We start from the raw sequence: 18,593 nt of genomic DNA on the forward strand, positions 1-18,593 counted from the left end.
TCCCTCAACCGGCGGGCACCGCCCAGGTGTCAGAACCGGCCCGAACCCCGGTACAGCTCCAGCTCGCCGTCCAGCTCGACCTTGAGGACCGTGGCGTACGGGTCGAGGTCCGCCGCGGCCGGCGGGTCGATCCACACGATGCCCACGGCCTCGTGCAGGCCGCCCACCTTCTGGTGGCCGAGTTCCGTGCCGGTGCCGAGGACGGTGACCCGGCGGACCGGGGTGACCAGTCCCCGCAGGCCGATCTCGGCGCGCGGCGCGTCGAAGAGGACCAGGTAGAGCGTCCGGCCGTCCGCGGAGAGGGTGCTGGGACCGTAGTGGTGCCCGGCGGGCAGTCCGCGCCGGGTCCCGTACACCGCCTCGGAGTGCTTCCCGATCCACTCCCCCAGCCCCTCCAGCCGCTCGACCTGCGGCTCGGGGATGGTGCCGTCCTCCATCGGACCGACGTCGAGCAGCAGGTTGCCGCCCCCGCCGATGGTCTCGGTGAAGTAGCGGATCAGCTGGGCGAGCGACTTGTGGTTGTGGTCGTGGTGCTGGTACCCCCACGAGTCGTTGATCGTCAGGCACAGCTCCCAGGGACCGTCCGGCGGTTCGATGGGGGCGCCCTGCTCCGGGGTGGCGTAGTCGCCCTCGCTGAGCATGCGCGCGTTGAAGACGACGTCCGGGTTGTACGAGCGGATCAGCGCGGCCAGTTCCGGGATGCGCCACTGCTCCTCGCTGCGGTCCCACTCGCCGTCGAACCACATGAGGTCCGGTCGGTACCGGGAGGCCAGCTCGCGGATCTGGCCGTCCCGGTAGGCGATGAACCGATCCCAGGCCTCCAGGTCCTCGTCCTCGGCCGCCACCTCGGAGTAGCGGTTGTCCTCCTGCTCCGGCGGACGGCCCGGCTTGCGCGTGGAGGCGTAGTCCGGGTGGTTCCAGTCGGAGTGCGAGTAGTAGAAGCCGACCTTGAGGCCCTTCTCCCGCAGCGCCTCGGCGTAGGGGCCGAGGTAGTCCCTGCCGAGGTTGAGGTCACCGAACTCGGTGTCCCACAGGGCCACTCCGTCGTGGTGACGGCTCGTCAGGACCGCGTACTTCGCGCCCGCACGGGCGAACAGGTCGGCCCACTCGCGCGGGTCGTACTTGGCGCCCGTGAAGCGCTCCAGCTGGGACATGTACTGGTCGTGCGGGACGATGTCGTCGTAGAACGACCAGGACTCCTGGACGCCGTCGACGGCGTAGATGCCCCAGTGGACGAAGATCCCCAACTTGGCGTCGGTGAACCAGGGTTGCATGGCCATACGTCAGGCCCTCCGCAGCCGGAGCGTCAGCACCTGGAAGGGGCGCAGCGAGACCGGCACGCCGCCGTCCTCGACGCCCGCGTCCTCCAGCGGGCGCTCCAGCAGGTCGGTGACCTGGGCCCCGGCCAGCGGGAAGCCGGTGCGCAGGACGCCCGTCGCACGGCCGCCGCCCGACTCGTAGAGGCGGACCACCACGTCGCCGGACTCGTCGTCGGCGAGCTTGACCGCCTCGACGGTCACGTGCTCGCCGTCGACCGAGACGACCGGCTCGGGGGCGCCGGCCGCGTCCGCCACCCGCAGGGGCAGGTTGAGGGAGTAGCCCTCGGCGACGGTGTCCTCGATGCTCGCGCCGGGCAGCAGCGAGTAGGTGAAGCGGTGCTTGCCCTGGTCGGCCTCCGGGTCCGGGATGCGCGGGGCGCGGACCAGGCTGAGCCGGACCGTGGTGGTCGTACCGCCGTCCTCACGGACCGTGCGGGAGACGTCGTGGCCGTAGGTGGAGTCGTTGAGGACAGCGACGCCGTAGCCGGGCTCGGCGATGTGCACCCAGCGGTGGCCGGAGACCTCGAAGCGGGCCGACTCCCAGGTGGTGTTGGTGTGGGTGGGCCGCTGGACGTGGCCGAACTGGATCTCCGCGGAGGAGTGCGCGGCGCGCACGTCGACCGGGAAGGCCGCCTTGAGGATCTTCTCGGCCTCGTGCCAGTCGATCTCGGTCGCGAAGTCGATGCGGGGGCTGTCGGCGCGCACGGAGATCGTCTGGGTGATCGTGGAGCCCTTGCCGAAGGAGCGGGTCACACGGATCGCGCCCTCCAGCGGGTCCTCGGAGACGACCTCGATCGCCGAGGCCTCCAGCAGGTCGGTGTACCGGTTCCTGTAGTGGCTGTCGATGTCCCAGGCGTCCCAGTAGTTCGGGAGGTCGGTGTGCAGCCGGAGCAGGTTGCCCGCGGAGGCGAGGACCTCCCGGCCCGCGCGCAGGTCGAGGACGGACTCGAGGGTGCCGTCCTCGGCGACCGACACCCGCACCAGGCCGTTGTCGAGCACCCGGCCGGTGACCCGCACCGGCTGCGCGGGCCCGGCGCCGGCCAGCGGGGCGCTGCCATTGGCGGGGACCTCGACGTACGCCAGGGCCTGATCGGCCGTGCGGACCACCTCGGAGCGGTCGTACGGGCTGGTGTTGAAGGCCCGGGTGCTCCCGGCACCGAGCGCGGCCACCGCCTCGGCGGTCAGCGCCTCCAGTTCCTCGGCCACGCGCGCGTACTCGGCCTCCGCCTCGCGGTGCACCCAGGCGATGGAGGAGCCCGGCAGGATGTCGTGGAACTGGTGGAGGAGGACCGTCTTCCACAGCCGGTCGAGCTTCTCGTACGGGTAGGCGTAGCCCGGCGCGTGCAGCGCGGCCGTCGTCGCCCACAGCTCGGCCTCGCGCAGCTTGTGCTCGGAGCGGCGGTTGCCCTGCTTGGTGCGGGCCTGGGAGGTGTAGGTGGCGCGGTGCAGCTCCAGGTAGAGCTCGCCGACCCAGACCGGGGCGTCCGGGTACTCGGCGCGGGCCTGGGCGAAGAAGTCGTCCGGGTGCTCGACGACGACCTTCGGGGAGCCCTCCAGGTCGGCGAGCCTGCGGGCGCGTTCCATGATCTCGCGGGTGGGGCCGCCACCGCCGTCGCCCCAGCCGAAGGGGGCCAGCGAGCGGGTGCCGCCGCCCTTCTCCGAGTAGTTGCGGACCGCGCGGTCCATCTCCTCGCCGCTGAAGCGGGCGTTGTAGGTGTCGACGGGCGGGAAGTGCGTGAAGATGCGGGTGCCGTCGATGCCCTCCCACCAGAAGGTGTGGTGGGGGAACTTGTTGGTCTGGTTCCAGGAGATCTTCTGGGTGAGGAACCAGTCGTTGCCGGCCAGCTTCGCGAGCTGCGGGTAGGCGGCGGTGTAGCCGAAGGAGTCCGGGAGCCAGACGCCCTTGGTCTCGATGCCGAAGTGCTCGATGAAGAACCGCTTGCCGTGGATGAGCTGGCGGGCCATGGCCTCGCCGCCGGGCAGGTTGCCGTCGGCCTCGACCCACATGCCGCCGACCGGGGCCCACTGGCCCTTCTTGACGGAGTCCTGGATGCGGGCCCACACGTGCGGGTAGTTGTCGCGCACCCACTCGTACTGCTGGGCCTGCGAGCAGGCGAAGATGAAGTCCTCGTACTCGTCGGCGAGCGCGGTCACGTTGGAGAAGGTGCGGGACGTCTTGCGCTTGGTCTCGCGGATCGGCCACAGCCACGCGGAGTCGATGTGGGCGTGGCCGACACCGGAGATGGTGTGGGCGCTGGCGTGCGCGGGCTTGGCCAGCACCGGCGCGAGCACCTCGCGGACGGCGGCGGCGCTGCCGGCGACGTCGTCCAGGTCGAGGGCGTCCATGGCGCGGTCCAGGGCGTGCAGGATCTCGTGGCGGCGGGGCTCGTGGTCGGGGAGGTGGACCATCAGCTCGCGCAGCACCTGGAGGTCCAGGTCGAGGTGGAAGACCTCCTCGTCGAGGACCGCGAGGTCGGCGCGCTGGAAGGTGTAGAGCGGCGCGGAGCCGGCCGTGAGCTTGTCGCCCATCGGCGTGATCCTCGAGAAGTTGTCCTTGAGGATGTCCGGGTTGGAGGCGGCCTCGACGAGGTAGTCGATCTGCTCGCCGCCGGTCGCCGGGTTGGCGACGGGGACGTACTGGTTGAGCGGGTTCACGGCCTTCAGGGGGCGGCCGTCGACCAGGTGGACCAGGGCCTCGGCCTGGTTGCCGGGCCAGTCGCCGACGAAGCCGAGGTCGATGACGGCCTCGACGCGCTTTCCGGCCCACTCGGCGGGGACCTGTCCGCGCATCCGGAACCAGGTGGTGCCCCAGGGCGGGCCCCACGGGGTGTGCATCGCGAAGGGCTCGTAGCGGGCCGCCGCGGCCTCCTCGAAGGAGACCGGCTCCCCCGGCGCCTGCCAGGCCTCGACCTCGAAGGGGACGGTGGCCGCGTAGATCGCGGGCTTGATGCGCTGCTCGTGCGCGCGCTGGACGCGCTCCTCGATGCGGGTGCGTTCGTCGTGCATGAAAGGTCTCCAGAGAAGGCGGAAGAGCTCCGAGAAAGCGCTTTCCAGGAAGCGGGCGCTACTTAAGGTACGCGAGACCCGGGTGGACCGAGGTATACCCCTCGACCAGCCTGCGGGCGACACCCACGGAGTCGACCAGGGGGTGCAGGGCGAAGGCCTTGACCGCGGTCGCCCGGGCGCCGGACTCGGCGGCGGCGAGCACCTCGCGCTCGACCGCCTTGACCGAGCAGACCAGGCCGGTGGCGTGGTCGGGCAGCGGGGCGACGGCGACCGGGTGGGCGCCGTTGGCGTCGACCAGGCAGGGCACCTCGATCACGGCGTCGACGTCGAGCACGGAGAGCGTGCGTCGGTTGCGGACGTTGAGGATCAGGGTGGTGCGCTCGTCGCGGGCGATGGCCCGCATCAGGGCGAGGGCGACCTTCTCGTAGCCGCCGGAGAGGTCGTCGGCGTCGCGCTCGCCGGCGCCCGCGGTCTCCCGGTTCTCCGACATGTAGGTCGCCTCGCGCTCGGCGCGGGTGCGGTCCCAGGCGTCCAGGGCCTTGACCCCGGGGTCGGCGACCTGGTCGTAGAAGTGCGCCTGCTGGTCGGCGAGGAAGGCGCCGCGGGTCTTCTCGGCCTGCTGGTAGGCGCGGACGGCCTCGCGGTTGAAGTAGTAGTAGTGCAGGTACTCGTTCGGGATCGCGCCGAGGGACTGGAGCCAGTCGACGCCGAAGAGCTTGCCCTCCTCGAAGGAGCCGAGCAGGTCGGGGTCGGCGAGCAGCCGCGGGAGCTCGTCCCGGCCGGCGATCTTCAGCCCGCGGACCCAGCCGAGGTGGTTGAGGCCGACGTAGTCGATCCAGGCCTCGTTGGGGTTGGCGCCGAGCACGCGCGCGATACGGCGGCCGAGGCCGACCGGCGAGTCGCAGATGCCGATGACGCGGTCGCCGAGGTGGCGGGACATGGCCTCGGTGACCAGTCCCGCCGGGTTGGTGAAGTTGATGACCCAGGCGTCCGGGGCTAGCCGGGCCACCCGCCGGGCGATGTCGACGGCCACCGGGACCGTGCGCAGGCCGTAGGCGATGCCGCCCGCGCCGACCGTCTCCTGGCCGAGGACGCCCTCGGCGAGCGCGACCCGCTCGTCCTCGGCGCGGCCCTCCAGGCCGCCGACGCGGATCGCCGAGAAGACGAAGTCGGCGCCGCGCAGGGCCTCGTCGAGGTCGGTGGTGGCGGTCACCGAGGGGGCGTCGGGGACCTGCGCCGCCTGCTCGGCGAGCACCCGGGTCACCGCGGAGAGCCTGCGGGCGTCCAGGTCGTGCAGGACGACCTCGGTGACCCGGCCCTCGGCGCGGTCGCCCAGGAGGGCGCCGTACACGAGCGGCACGCGGAATCCGCCGCCGCCCAGAATCGTCAGCTTCACTCTTGCACCTTTCCTGCCTCGACCACCTCGACGCCCGCCTCCTCCAGGGAGGAGCGGGTGACGGGGTCGGCCGGGGCGTTCGTGACCACCATGTCCAGGTCCTCGGGACCACAGACCTTCGCCATGCCCGTACCCGGGAACTTGGCGGCGTCGGCGAGCAGGACGACCTTGTCACTGGCTTTGATCATGGCTCGCTTCACCGGCACCTCGACGACCGTCGTGTCCATCACCTGCCCGCCCGGACGCACTCCACTGGTGCCGAGGAAGAGCCAGTCGGCGTGCAGCTGGCGCAGGTTGTCCTCGGTGAGGAAGCCGACCAGGGAGCGGTACTCGCGGCGGAGCATCCCGCCGAGCAGCACCAGCTCGATGCCCTCGTCGTCGGCGAGCTCCTCGTAGACCACCAGGTTGCTGGTGATCACCGTGAGGCGGCGGCCGTGCAGCTGGCGGGCCAGCCGGTACGCGGTGGTGCCGATGTCCAGGAGCACCGACTGTCCGTCGGCGACCATGGCGGCGGCCCGCTCGGCTATCGCGTCCTTCTCGGACACGCGCACCTCGGCGACCTCTGCGAAGGGCTGGTCGCCCTCCTCCACGACGGCGCCGCCGTGCACGCGCGTGAGCAGGCCGTCCTCCTCCAGCTTGACCAGGTCGCGCCTGATCGTGGCAGGGCTCACACCCAGCTGCTCGGAGAGATCGGTCACGGACGCGGGGCCGCCGGAGCGCAGGGCCCGCAGGATGAGTTGGTGTCGTCGTTCTGCCAGCACGGCGTGAACACTACTCGTCATCTTCAATCAAATCCATGCTCAGTTCTGCTCGGGTATTGACCAATCTCCCGGAGCAGCGCACGATTCCCGTCATCGAAATTGACGAGTTTTGACGAGAGGCTCTTCGCGTGGACGACGACAGGCCCGACGTGCTCCTGACCGGGCTGCTCTTCTACGACCTCGTCCTCACCGGGCTCGGCAAGCCGCCGACGCCCGGCGAGGAGATCTGGACGGCCGGCATGGGCTGCGGCCCCGGCGGCATCGCCAACCTGGCGGTCGCCGCGTCCCGTCTGGGCCTTCGGACCTCCCTGGCCACGGTCTTCGGCGACGACTTCTACGGCGCCTACTGCCAGGAGATCCTCGCAGGTCAGGAAGGTGTCGACCTCTCGCTCTCGCAGGTCGCGGACGGCTGGCACACCCCCGTCACCGTCGCGCTCGCGCACGGCACCGACCGCGCCCTGGTCACCCACGGCCAGGAGCCGCCGTACTCCCAGGACACGCTGATGGGCGACCCGCCCGAGGCGCGCACGGCCCTCGTCCACCTGGAGGCCGAGCCCCGCGCCTGGCTGGCGAAGGCCGCAGCGAACGGCACCCTCATCCACGCCGACGTCGGCTGGGACCCCACCCAGGAGTGGAGCACGGACCTGCTCGACCAGCTCGCGCTGTGCCACGCCTTCCTGCCCAACGAGGGCGAGGCGATGGCCTACACCCGCACCGACAGCGCGGTGGCGGCCCTCGGGACGCTCTCCGAGCTGGTGCCGGTGGCCGTGGTCACCCGCGGTGGGGACGGCGCGGTCGCCGTCGACCAGATCACCGGCGAGTACGCGGACGTCCCGGCCCTCGCGGTCGACGTGCTCGACGCCACGGGCGCCGGTGACGTCTTCGGCGCCTCGTTCGTCGCCGCCTCGCTGGGCGGCTGGCCCCTGGAGGAACGGCTGCGGTTCGCCGTCCTCGCGGCCGGACTGTCCGTCCGCCACCACGGCGGCGCCCTCGCGGCCCCCGGCTGGTACGGCGTCGACCGCTGGTGGCGCTCCCTGACCGATCCCGACCTGCGCAGGACCTACGGCTTCCTGGCCGACCGGCTCCCGGCGGACGTCGGCCCGCCGGTGCGCCACGCCCCGGTCACCCCGCCCCGGCCCCACTGACCCTCACAACGCCCCCACAGTCCAACACCCCTCAGCACCACGAACAGGAACAACAGGAGTGACCCGTGGACCTTTCACGTAGAGGCTTCCTCCAGGCCGCCGCGCTGACCGCGGCCGCCTCCGGACTGACCGTCGCCTGCGGCGGCGGCTCGGGCTCGGGCGGCACCAAGAACGGCAAGAACCTCACCCTGTGGTACTGGGGCGGCGCGCTCAGCGACAAGGTGGTCGCGGAGGCGAAGACCCACTTCAGCAGCGAGATCAAGCTGACCAGCGCGTCCATCGGCGGCGACTTCAAGCAGAAGCTCACCACCACCCTCGCCGCGGGCACCTCGGTGCCGGACATCACCGGCATCAAGGGCGAGGACATCGCGTCCTTCCTGCCCAACGCCAATCGCTTCCTGGACCTGAACGACCTCGGCTTCAAGAAGATCTCCTCGCAGTACCTGGACTGGAAGACCAAGCTCGCCCAGACCGAGGACGGCAAGCAGATCGGCTTCCCGATCGACATCGGCCCCACCGCGCTCTTCTACCGCGAGGACCTGTTCGCCAAGGGCGGCGTGGACACCGACCCGGCCAAGGTCGCCGAGCTCGTGAAGACCTGGGAGGACTACTTCCAGCTCGGTGTCGAGCTCCAGAAGAAGAACCCCGGCACCTACCTGGTCAACAACATCAGCTCCGTCTTCAACATCGCGGTCGGCCAGGGCACCCAGCGGTTCATCGACAAGGACAACCACTTCATCGGCGACGGGGACCACATCCGCGCCGCGTGGACCACGGCGGTGCGCCCGTACACCCTGGGCATCGACGCCAAGATCAACGACCAGACCTGGAACGCCGCCGTCGGCAAGAACCTCCTCACCGAGCTCGGCGCGGCCTGGCACGCGCTGGACATCGAGCAGGCGGCGCCGCAGACCAAGGGCAAGTGGCGGGTCTGCGCCAACCCGGTCGGACCGGCCAACCAGGGCGGCTCCTACCTGGCGCTGCCCAAGCAGTGCCGCAACCCCGAAGAGGCGTTCAAGATCATCAGCTGGATCCTCAGCCCCGCCAACGACGCCCGCGGATTCACCGACGCCGCCATCTTCCCGGCAGCGCCTGCCGCGTACGCCATGCCGGCCATGACCGGCCCGGACGCCTTCTTCGGCGGACAGAAGGTCATCGAGGTCTTCGGTCCGGCCGCCAAGGCCATCAAGGTGGCCTACGAGGCGCCCGCCGACGCCGCCGTCATGGCCCCCTTCATGACGGAGCTGACCAACATCGAGGCCAAGGGCAAGAAGCCCGACGACGCCTTCAAGGACGCGGTCAGCCAGGCCAAGCAGATCGCCCGGCGGCAGGGGGTGAACTGAGGTGACGTCACCTCCGGTCACCGGTCCCGCCACGGTGCCCCGGCACCGCGGCGGGCCGGGCCCGGCCCGGTTCCGCCCGCGGCGCGCCACGCCCCCGGGTGCCCCTCGGCCCAAGCGGCGCGGCCCGCTGGCGTACTGGCGGCAGTACCTGGCGATCTCGCCGTTCTACCTGATCTTCGCCGCGTTCTCGTTCTTCCCGGTCTTCTACTCGCTGTACCTGGCCTTCCAGCGCTGGGACGGCATGGGCACCATGCAGTTCGTGGGGCTCCAGCAGTTCCGGTTCCTGTGGGACGACCCGGTCTTCTGGCTGTCGATCCGCAACACCCTGGTCATCTGGGTGCTGTCCACCGTGCCGACGCTGTTCGGCGCCCTGATGCTGGCGACGCTGCTGCACTCGGTGCGCCGCTTCAAGGGCTTCTACCGGATCGCGCTGTACGTGCCGAACGTGACCTCGATCGTGGCCGTGGCGATCTTCTTCGGCGCGGTGTTCAGCAACAACTTCGGTCTGGTCAACGCGATCCTGGGCGTGGTCGGCATCTCGCCGGTTCCGTGGCTGAGCAACCCGTGGCTGATCAAGGTGGTCATCTCGCTGCTGATGACCTGGCAGTGGACCGGCTACAACATGATCATCTATCTGGCCGGCCTCCAGGCGATCCCGAACTCGATCTACGAGGCGGCGAAGATGGACGGCGCGGGCCCGATCCGCACGTTCTTCCAGATCACCATCCCGATCATGCGGCCGATCATCCTGTTCACGGTGATCATCTCGACCATCAACGGGCTCCAGAGCTTCAGCGAACCGCAGGTCCTGTTCGCCAGCAACGCCGCCAACGCCAACCTCGGCGGCCCGGGCCAGGCGGGCCTGACGACCTTGCTGTACTTCTACCAGTCGGCCTTCCTCAACAACGACTACGGCTACGGCGCGGCCATCGTGTGGGCCTTCTTCGTACTGATCATCGTCCTCGTCGCCGTCAACTGGCGCCTCACCACACGAGGGAGGAAGGCATGACCGCGGTCGACACCGCGCGACCGGCCACGGGCGGGTGGCGAACTCGCCGCCCCAGGGGCCTGACCGCGCACATCATCCTCGTCGTGGCCGTCCTGGTCTCGGTCTTCCCCTTCGCGTGGACGATCATCATGGCGACCAACACCACGCAGGACATCTACAAGAGCCCGCCGAAGTTCACCTTCGGCTCCCACCTGCTGGAGAACATCCGGCACGTGCTGAACACCATCGATTTCTTCGGGTCGATGCTCAACACGGTGATGGTCGCGACCGTCACCACCGTCCTGGTGCTGTTCATCGACTCCCTGGCGGCCTTCACCTTCGCCAAGTTCGACTTCCCCGGGCGCAAGATCCTCTTCGGCACCCTGCTGTTGTTCATGATGCTGCCGCTCCAGCTGGCGATCCTGCCGCAGTTCATCCTGATGTCGAAGATCGGCTGGGTGGGCATGCTCAAGGCGCTGGCCCTGCCCTCCCTCGCCAACGCCTTCGGCATCTTCTGGCTGCACCAGTACATCCAGAACGGCGTCCCCGACGAACTCCTCGACGCCGCCCGCATCGACGGCGCCGGGTTCTTCCGCCAGTACTGGAACATCGCGCTGCCGATGATCAGGCCCGCGCTGTCGTTCCTCGCCATCTACGTGTTCGTCAACTGCTGGAACGACTACATCTGGCCGCTCGTCGTGCTCGCCGACCCGGCCCACGTGACCCTCCAGGTGGAGCTGGCCCAGCTCAACGTCGGCCACACCACCGACTACAGCATGGTCATGGCCGGTGTGCTGATGGCGGCGCTGCCGCTGGTCATCGTGTTCAGCATCTTCGCCCGCGGGTTCATCGCGGGCGCCACCGAGGGCGCGGTCCAGGGCAGCTGACCGGGCGCCGCGAGAGAGAAGGGGGTGGGCGGTGAGCCACAACGTCGGCACCGTGCTCATGGTCGTGAAGGGCCGCCGGCGGCGCGCCCGCGCAACCGGTGCGCCACCCCACGGCAAGCCGGCCCACGCCCCGAACAGGCCGCCCGCCAGAACACCCCGCACCGCGTCCCGACGGACCGGCCCGCTGCCGGGAGAAAGGGGTGCGCGGTGAGCTATGACATCGGCAAGGTGCTCGTGGTGGGGATGGACGGGCTGCGGTACGACCTGCTCACCCGCTCCCCGGCCGTGGCGCCCGTGCTGCACGGCCTGATGGCGGCGGGCGCCCACGGCACCAGCCTGCTGCCCTACGGCGAGGCGGACGGCCAGGCCCCGGACGGGCCGTCCACGAGCATGGCCTACACCGACTCCGGGCCCGGCTGGTCGAGCGTGCTGACCGGGGTGTGGCCCGACCGGCACGGGGTGCGCGGCAACGACTTCGCCGGTGCCGACTACGCCCGTTACCCCGACTTCCTGAGCCGGGCCGGCACCGCCCGGCGCCGGCTGCGCACCGCGGCCGTGGTGTCCTGGCCGGAGCTGATCAGGCGCGGCACGCTCGGGCCCGCCATCGGCCGCCGGGTGCGCTACGACGGTGAGACGGACGGCTACGGCACCGCGGACCGCCTCGTCGCCCGCACCGCCGAGCGCTGGCTCAGCCAGGACGACCCGGACGCCGTGTTCGTCTACTTCGGCGCCACCGACGAGGCCGCCCACGCCATGGGCCCGCACAGCGCCGCCTACGACCGGGCCCTGCTCACCCAGGACACCCACCTCGGATGGCTGCTGACGGCCATCGACACCCGGCGACTGGACCCCGCCCGCGCGCGGGAGCGCTGGACCGTGCTGGTCACCACCGACCACGGGCACCTCGACACCGGCGGCCACGGCGGCGACACCCGCGCCGAGCGGGAGGTGTTCGTCGTCCTGGCCGAGCCCGGCACGGCCGGCGGCACCCGGCTCGACACCCCCCGTCTCATCGACATCGCCCCCACCGTCCTGGACCGGCTCGGCGTCCGCGTCGACCCGGCCTGGGGCCTTCAGGGCCGGGTCCTGCACGGCCACGGACGGTCCTGCCACACCCCGGCGCCACCCACCTCGCCACCGACTTCGGAACGGTCATGACCGACGCACCCCGCGCAGCCCACCCCACCGACCCGCTCATCGCCCTGCGCCCCTGGGAGGCACCCGAGGTGACCTCCTGGGGGCGGCTGCCCATGAACGCCGTCGACCGGCGCTCCGGAGCACTCCCCCTGGACGGCGACTGGCGCTTCCAGTTGCTGCCCACTCCGGACGCGCCGGTCGGCGGTGCCTGGTCCTCGGCGTACGTGCCCGGCGTCTGGACCATGCAGGGCACGGACGACCTGCCGCAGTACCTCAACGTGCGCATGCCGTTCCCCGAGTTCCCGCCGCACTCCCCCGCCGCCAACCCGACGGGGGTGTACGAGCGCGAGGTGGACGTGCCCGCCGAGTGGGCCGGACGCCGGATCGTGCTCCAGGTCGGGGCCGCCGAGAGCGTGCTGCTCGTGCAGGTGGACGGACGGCCCGTCGGGATCTCCAAGGACTCCCACCTCGCGGCCGAGTTCGATCTGACGGGACTGGTGAGCCCCGGCGCGCGGAGCGTCGTACGGCTGACGGTGGTCAAGTGGTCGGACGCCTCGCACCTCGAGGACCAGGACCAGTGGTGGCACGGCGGGATCACACGGTCGGTGCTGCTGTACGCGACGGATCCGCTGCATCTGGCCGACGTGACCGTGCGGGCCTGCTTCGACGGCTCGCTGCGGGTCGACTGCCGGGTGCGGGACGCGGGCGGGGCGCTGCCCGGGGGGTGGTACGTCAGCGGGGAACTGGACGGCCGGCTGCTCGCGCAGGACGCGGAGTTCGACCGGTTCAACCAGGAGGACGAGCGGGTCTCCGACTTCCTCGGCGAGGCGCGGATCCGGACCGTCGTCGAGGACGTCCGGACCTGGAACGCCGAGACGCCCGAGCTGTACGACCTCACCGTCCGGCTGCACCGGGCGGACGGCACGGTCGCCGACACCTCCCGGCACCGGATCGGCTTCCGGGACGTCGAGATCGCCGGCCGGGACCTCCTGGTCAACGGGGAGCGGGTGTTCATCCGGGGCGTGAACCGGCACGACTTCCACCCGCTGACCGGGCGGACGGTGTCGTACGACGACCTGCGCGCGGACCTGGTCACGCTCAAGCGCTTCGGGTTCAACGCGATCCGCACCAGCCACTACCCCAACGACCCCTCCCTCTACGACCTCGCCGACGAGCTGGGCTTCTACGTCGTCGACGAGGCGGACATCGAGTCGCACGACCACGCCCATGAGATCGCCGACGACCCGCGCTACCTGAACGCCTTCGTGGACCGGGTCTCGCGGATGGTGCTGCGGGACAAGAACCACCCCTCGATCATCGTGTGGTCGCTGGGCAACGAGTCCGACTACGGCGCGAACCACGACGCGGCCGCGGGCTGGCTGCGGCGGCACGACCCGACCCGGCCGGTCCAGTACGAGGGGGCCGCCAAGCTGGACTGGGCGGCGGCAGGCGACGCCACCGACATCGCCTGCCCCATGTATGCGCCGCTGGAGGAGTGCGTGGCGCACGCGCTGTCCGGACGGCAGACCAAGCCGCTGATCTGGTGCGAGTACTCCCACGCCATGGGCAACAGCAACGGCACCCTGGCGGACCATTGGGCGGCCATCGAGTCAACGCCAGGTCTTCAGGGCGGGTTCATCTGGGAGTTCTGGGACCACGGCATTCTCCAGCGTGTGAACGACGGCAGACCGGTCGGGCGTGGGGGCGCCGGGCTCTATGACAACGGTGTCGCCGCGCCCGGACACCGGTGGGCGTACGGCGGCGACTTCGGCGAGGCCGACCACGACGGCGCCTTCATCGCGGACGGCGTGGTCTTCCCCGACCGCACGCCGAAGCCCGCGATGTACGAGCACCGGGAGATCTCCGCGCCGGTGCGCATCGAGTGCTTCCGGCACGAGGGCATCGTGCTCGGCAACCACCAGCACTTCCGGGGCCTCGCCTGGCTGGCCGGGGAGTGGGAGCTGTCGCTGGCCGACGGCCGCACGCTCACCGCGCCCGTCGAACTGCCCGATCTGCGGCCCGGCGAGACGGCGGCGGTGCCGCTGCCGTTCCGGCTGCCCGAGGACGGCGGCGAGGCCTGGCTGACGCTGCGGGTGACGACCGCCGGGGACGAGCCCTGGGCGCCGCGCGGGACGGTGGTGTGCGTGCCGCAGGTGCGGTTGCGGAGGGCTTCGCCGCAGCCTCCATCACAGCCGCAGCGTCAGTCGCAGCCGCTGCCCTCGTCGGCGGTGCGGAATCGTTTTGTCGAGGTCGACGAGGAGGGCCTCCTGGTCCACCCGCTGCTCACCGCCGCCCCCACGCTCTCCCTGTGGCGGGCGCCCACCGACAACGACGAGCTCGGCGGCATGGCCCCGCGCTGGCGCGGCTGGGGCCTGGACGCGCTGGTGCGCAAGGTCACCGACGTGCGCCGGGCCGAGGGCCGGGTCAGCGTGCACGCCGAGTACGCCTGCGCGGCGGGTGTGGTGCGTCATGTGCAGGTCCTCACCGCGGTCGAGGGCGGCATCCACGTCGAGGAGTCGGCCGAGCTGCCGGAGGAGCTCGACGACGTGGCACGGGTCGGATCCGTGTTCGAGACCGTCGCCGGGCTCGACCTGATGGAGTGGTTCGGACAGGGCCCCTGGGAGTCGTATCCGGACCGGGCCTTCGGGGCACCGGTCGGCCATCACTCCGTGCCCGTGGACGAGTTGTTCACCCCCTATCTGCGTCCGCAGGAGAGCGGCGGCCGTCATGGCGTACGGCACTTCACGCTCTCGGCACCGGACGCCACCGGCCTGACGGTCGTCCTGGACGAACCGCGCCAGGTCGGTGTGAGCCGGTACCGCGCCGCGGACCTCACCGCGGTGGCGCACCACGACGAACTCGTCCCGAGGGCGGGCTGCGTGGTGCACCTCGACGCCGCCCACCGGGGTCTGGGCACCGCCTCCTGCGGGCCCGACACCACGGCCTCCTGTCTCATCACGCCGGGCGTCCACCGCTGGAGCTGGACCCTGCGCGCGCTCTGAACCACCCCTCACCGCCTTACACGTCCCTCTTGGAGCACACGTGTGTACTTCGCATGAGCACGACCACGGTCAGGAGGCCGCGCAGGCCGGTGCCGGCCGGCGCGGTTTCCTGCGGGCCACGGCGCTGCTGGGCGCCGCGGCCACGGCCGGGGTCACCCTGCCCTCCGTCGCGGAGGCGGCGCCTTCCGGGCGGCGTCCCGACCCCGAGAGCCGGCGCTTCACCCTCGCCGTCATGCCCGACACGCAGTACCTCTTCGACGGCCCGAGCATCGACAAGGCGCCCGTCGAGGCCTCGCTGCGCTATCTGCTGGAGCACGGGAAGGACGAGAACATCGTCTTCCTGTCCCACCTCGGCGACCTCACCCAGAACGGCGCGACGGCCGAATTCGCCGCGATCGGCGAGGCGTTCGAGCTGCTGGACCGGCGGGGCGTGGGCTACAGCGTCCTCGCGGGCAACCACGACGTGAAATCGTCGACCACCGACCAGCGCGGCTCCACCCCGTACCTGGACACCTTCGGGCCCTCCCGGTTCAAGGGGCGGGGGACCTTCGGGGGAGCCTCCGACGACGGCTACAACACCTACCACCTCTTCCGGGCCGGGGGCCGGGAGTGGCTGGTGCTGGCGCTGGACTGGCGGCTGTCGGACCAGGGGTACGCCTGGGCGAAGGGTGTCCTGGCCGCGCACCCGAAGACCCCGGTGATCATCACCACGCACGAACTCGTCGTCGAGGACGACCAGTTGTCGGCCTACGGCCAGCAGCTGTGGGACCGGCTGGTCAAGGACCACGACCAGATCTTCCTCACCCTCAACGGCCACTACTGGCCGGCGGGCCGGGCGATCCGGAAGAACACCGCGGGCAATGACGTCCATCTGCACCTGACGAACTACCAGAACCGGTACTTCGGCGGGGCGGCCATGATCCGCCTGTACCGCTTCGACCTCGACCGGGGCGTGATCGACGTGGAGACGGTCTCCCCGTGGATCCTCGGTCGGGCCGCCAAGGGCCTCAACGAGCTGGAGCGGCAGGAGATCGAACTCAGCGGAGACGCCGACCGGTTCACGGTCGAGATCGACTTCGCGGAGCGCTTCGCGGGCTTCGACCCGGTGCCCGCGCGTGCGGCCCGGCCGGCGTCGGCGATGCTCATCCCGGGTACGGCCGCGTACTGGCGCTTCGACTCGGCCGTCTCCGGCACGGTCCGCGACCTCTCCGGCAAGGGCAACGACCTCACCGTGGTCCCGGTCGGCGGCGGCTCGCTCGGCTGGTCCGCGGACCACCACCCCGACCAGCCCGGCCACGGCAGCCTGGAGTTCCAGGGCTGGAAGTCGCCGCTGAAGGGTGCCTACCTCCAGACGGTCGACCAGGCGCCGCTCAACTCCGCGCTGTTCAAGGACGGTTACACCATCGAGGTGTTCTACCGCATGCCCGCCGACTGGGACCCGGACCACAACGCCTGGGCGGGGCTGGTCAGTCGGCGGGGTACGGGCGGCGCCGCGGGCAGGACCGGCGACGACCCCGACGAGCCGCTCGCCACGCTGTCGCTGTCCAACGACCGCGAGCCGCAGTGGGCCATGCGCCCGCTGAACCAGGAGGGCATCGCCACCAACTGGGGCCAGGAGACACCGCTGGAGACCTGGTGGCACCTCGCCGTCGTCAACGACGGCAGACACACCACGCTGTACGTCCAGGGCTGCCCGGTCGTCCGCAACCCGAAGGCGCCCGCCGTCGGGATCACCTCGGCCGGCGAGCCGTGGCTGCTCGGCGGCTACACCTACGCCGACCGGATCGACCAGATCTTCTACGGCCGCCTCGGCGACGTCCGGATCGTGTCGCGGGCGCTGCCCGTCTCGTCCTTCATGACTCACTGACCCCTTCTCGAGGATCACCATGACCGAGCAGCAGCTCCCCTCCTGGGCGGACCCCTCCGTCTCTCCGGCCGACCTCGACGCCCAAGGTGTGTCGAGACGCGGACTCCTGCGCAGCGCCGGCCTGTTCGGCGCGGCCTTCGCGCTGGGGTCGGCGGCCACTCCCGCTTTCGCCGCCTCCGAGAAGCGTGGCTTCGGCGGCGACGATCCCCGTCTCGCCTACCTCGTCGGCGACCACCACGTGCACTCCGTCTACAGCCACGACGCGAAGTACACGTTCTCCCAGCAGGCACAGGCCGCCGCCAAGTACGGCCTGGACTGGATGGTGTTCAACGAGCACTCCAACTTCGGGCACGCCCACTACGGCGCGAAACTGGAGCACGCGGAGATCGTCAAGGCCCGCGCCGAGAACCCGCGCCAGCTGATCTTCCAGGGTCTGGAGTGGTACATCCCGGCCGCCGAGCACTGCACGGTGTTCGCCGCGCCCGGCCCGCACGAGACCGACCTGCTCACGCAGTTCGAGCTCGCCTACGACGGCAAGCTGCTCGGCTACACCGAGGGCTCGGCGGGCGCGACCGACACCGCCCGCAACGAGGCGCATGCGATCAAGGCGATCAAGTGGCTGGCGGAGCAGCGCCGTTCGGGCTACGTGGACGACGTGCTCGTGCTCGCCAACCACCCGCTGCGGCTCGGCATCGACTCCCCGCACGAGATGCGGGGCTGGCGGGACGCGGCTCCCGAGATCATGATCGGCATGGAGGGCGCGCCCGGCGCCCAGGGTGCGGCGCTCCCCGGCTGGCGCGGCGCCACCTCCATCCGCGGCGAGTACGAGAACAAGCCCTCGGCGCAGTCGTGGTCGGGCTATCCGGCGGACGCCTATCTGACGTACGGCGGCTTCGACTGGGCGACGGCGACCGTCGGCGGGCTGTGGGACTCGATGCTGGCCGAAGGCAGCCTGTTCTCGATCACCACGAACTCCGACAACCACCGCACGGTCTTCGACACCTGGAAGAACGGCGACTGGCCGGCCGGGCAGAACTTCGACACCACCGGCAAGCTGCCCGACCCGGTGAACACCGACACCCCGCAGCCCGGCAGCGACTTCTGGCCGGGCCAGTTCAGCCGCACCCACGTCGGCGTGACCCGCTACGGCTACCGCTCGGTGATGGCGGGCCTGCGCACCGGCCGGGTCTGGGTGGACCACGGGCATCTGCTCGACGGCCTCGACGTGCGGGTCAAGCGGGACTGCGACGCGGGGCGCGGGGTCACGCTGGGCGGCCGGCTGCGGGTCCGCAGGGGCGAGAAGATCACGCTGTACGTGACGGTCACCTCCGCCTCCCGCCCCAACCCCCAGGGAATCCTGCCCGAGTTGGCGCACGTGGACGTGATCCGGGGCGCGGTGCGCGGTCCGGTGAGCGACCGGGACAGCTGGCGGGCGCCGGACACCAGGGTCGTCCACACCAAGGACGTGTCGGGCCGCAAGGGGACGTACACCCTGCGCGTCCCGCTGACCGCCGGGGACGAGTCCTTCTACGTCCGCCTGCGCGGCAGCGACGGCAAGCGGCACGGCACCGGCTACCTCGGCGCGGCGATCGACCCGCACGGCCCGATCCCCCACGCGCCCGGCGACGGCGACCCGTGGGCGGACACGTGGTTCTACTCGAACCCGGTCTTCGTCGACGTCACCGGCTGAGGCGAGCGCCCCGACAGGGGCGCGGGGCTGTGTTGATGTGCGGCTCCGCCGC

General features: G+C 71.0%; 12 protein-coding genes. 8 read left to right on the forward strand and 4 right to left on the reverse strand.

Annotated features, from left to right (window positions below; all coding sequences use genetic code 11):
- Positions 1–29: 29 nt before the first annotated feature.
- The 4 genes from ACFULQ_RS39700 to ACFULQ_RS39715 are packed head-to-tail and all read right to left on the reverse strand — an operon-like array spanning position 30 to position 6,482.
- Positions 30–1,280 (reverse strand): alpha-L-fucosidase, encoded by a 1,251-nt coding sequence (locus tag ACFULQ_RS39700; protein WP_383553954.1) that lies wholly within the window; start codon positions 1,278–1,280, stop codon positions 30–32.
- 3 nt (positions 1,281–1,283) lie between these two features.
- The gene (locus tag ACFULQ_RS39705; RefSeq protein WP_383553957.1) at positions 1,284–4,325 is read right to left on the reverse strand and encodes an alpha-mannosidase; all 3,042 of its coding nucleotides are present in this window, start codon (positions 4,323–4,325) and stop codon (positions 1,284–1,286) included.
- Between the two features lie 58 nt (positions 4,326–4,383).
- Positions 4,384–5,721 carry a 6-phospho-beta-glucosidase gene (locus tag ACFULQ_RS39710; RefSeq protein ID WP_383553959.1) on the reverse strand — a complete coding sequence of 446 codons (1,338 nt, stop codon included), beginning with the start codon at positions 5,719–5,721 and terminating at the stop codon, positions 4,384–4,386.
- Complete coding sequence (locus ACFULQ_RS39715; protein WP_383553962.1) at positions 5,718–6,482, reverse strand: DeoR/GlpR family DNA-binding transcription regulator; 765 nt, start codon at positions 6,480–6,482, stop codon at positions 5,718–5,720. Before ACFULQ_RS39715 ends, ACFULQ_RS39710 begins: the two co-directional genes overlap by 4 nt.
- A gap of 128 nt (positions 6,483–6,610) precedes the next feature.
- Here ACFULQ_RS39715 and ACFULQ_RS39720 point away from each other — a divergent pair, with 128 nt between their 5' ends.
- The 8 genes from ACFULQ_RS39720 (at position 6,611) to ACFULQ_RS39755 (ending at position 18,541) form a co-directional block, all read left to right on the forward strand.
- Positions 6,611–7,627 carry a carbohydrate kinase family protein gene (locus ACFULQ_RS39720; protein ID WP_383553965.1) on the forward strand — a complete coding sequence of 339 codons (1,017 nt, stop codon included), beginning with the start codon at positions 6,611–6,613 and terminating at the stop codon, positions 7,625–7,627.
- 65 nt (positions 7,628–7,692) lie between these two features.
- On the forward strand, positions 7,693–8,970 hold the full coding sequence (locus ACFULQ_RS39725) for an ABC transporter substrate-binding protein (RefSeq protein ID WP_383553967.1): 1,278 nt from the start codon (positions 7,693–7,695) through the stop codon (positions 8,968–8,970).
- 34 nt (positions 8,971–9,004) lie between these two features.
- A complete protein-coding gene (locus ACFULQ_RS39730) occupies positions 9,005–9,979 on the forward strand; it encodes a carbohydrate ABC transporter permease (RefSeq protein WP_383554009.1) in 975 nt (324 codons plus the stop codon).
- A complete protein-coding gene (locus tag ACFULQ_RS39735) occupies positions 9,976–10,845 on the forward strand; it encodes a carbohydrate ABC transporter permease (RefSeq protein ID WP_383553970.1) in 870 nt (289 codons plus the stop codon). The genes ACFULQ_RS39730 and ACFULQ_RS39735 overlap by 4 nt, the downstream gene beginning before the upstream one ends.
- Before the next feature lie 207 nt (positions 10,846–11,052).
- Positions 11,053–12,003: an alkaline phosphatase family protein gene (locus tag ACFULQ_RS39740; RefSeq protein ID WP_383553973.1), complete on the forward strand. Its 951-nt coding sequence runs from the start codon at positions 11,053–11,055 to the stop codon at positions 12,001–12,003.
- A complete protein-coding gene (locus ACFULQ_RS39745; protein WP_383553976.1) occupies positions 12,000–14,984 on the forward strand; it encodes a glycoside hydrolase family 2 TIM barrel-domain containing protein in 2,985 nt (994 codons plus the stop codon). The genes ACFULQ_RS39740 and ACFULQ_RS39745 overlap by 4 nt, the downstream gene beginning before the upstream one ends.
- 40 nt (positions 14,985–15,024) lie before the next feature.
- The gene (locus ACFULQ_RS39750; protein ID WP_383553979.1) at positions 15,025–16,851 is read left to right on the forward strand and encodes a LamG-like jellyroll fold domain-containing protein; all 1,827 of its coding nucleotides are present in this window, start codon (positions 15,025–15,027) and stop codon (positions 16,849–16,851) included.
- Between the two features lie 19 nt (positions 16,852–16,870).
- On the forward strand, positions 16,871–18,541 hold the full coding sequence (locus ACFULQ_RS39755; RefSeq protein WP_383553981.1) for a PHP domain-containing protein: 1,671 nt from the start codon (positions 16,871–16,873) through the stop codon (positions 18,539–18,541).
- The last annotated feature ends 52 nt before the right edge of the window (positions 18,542–18,593 follow it).

Origin of the sequence: Streptomyces sp. NPDC057253 (assembly GCF_042669125.1) — a bacterium.
Lineage (GTDB): Bacteria > Actinomycetota > Actinomycetes > Streptomycetales > Streptomycetaceae > Streptomyces.

Coding starts and splice junctions, on each gene's coding strand:
- ACFULQ_RS39705 (WP_383553957.1), bottom strand. CDS start 4,325: ATGCACGACGAACGCACCCGCATCGAGGAGCGCGTCCAGCGCGCGCAC.
- ACFULQ_RS39745 (WP_383553976.1), top strand. CDS start 12,000: ATGACCGACGCACCCCGCGCAGCCCACCCCACCGACCCGCTCATCGCC.
- ACFULQ_RS39735 (WP_383553970.1), top strand. CDS start 9,976: ATGACCGCGGTCGACACCGCGCGACCGGCCACGGGCGGGTGGCGAACT.
- ACFULQ_RS39700 (WP_383553954.1), bottom strand. CDS start 1,280: ATGGCCATGCAACCCTGGTTCACCGACGCCAAGTTGGGGATCTTCGTC.
- ACFULQ_RS39755 (WP_383553981.1), top strand. CDS start 16,871: ATGACCGAGCAGCAGCTCCCCTCCTGGGCGGACCCCTCCGTCTCTCCG.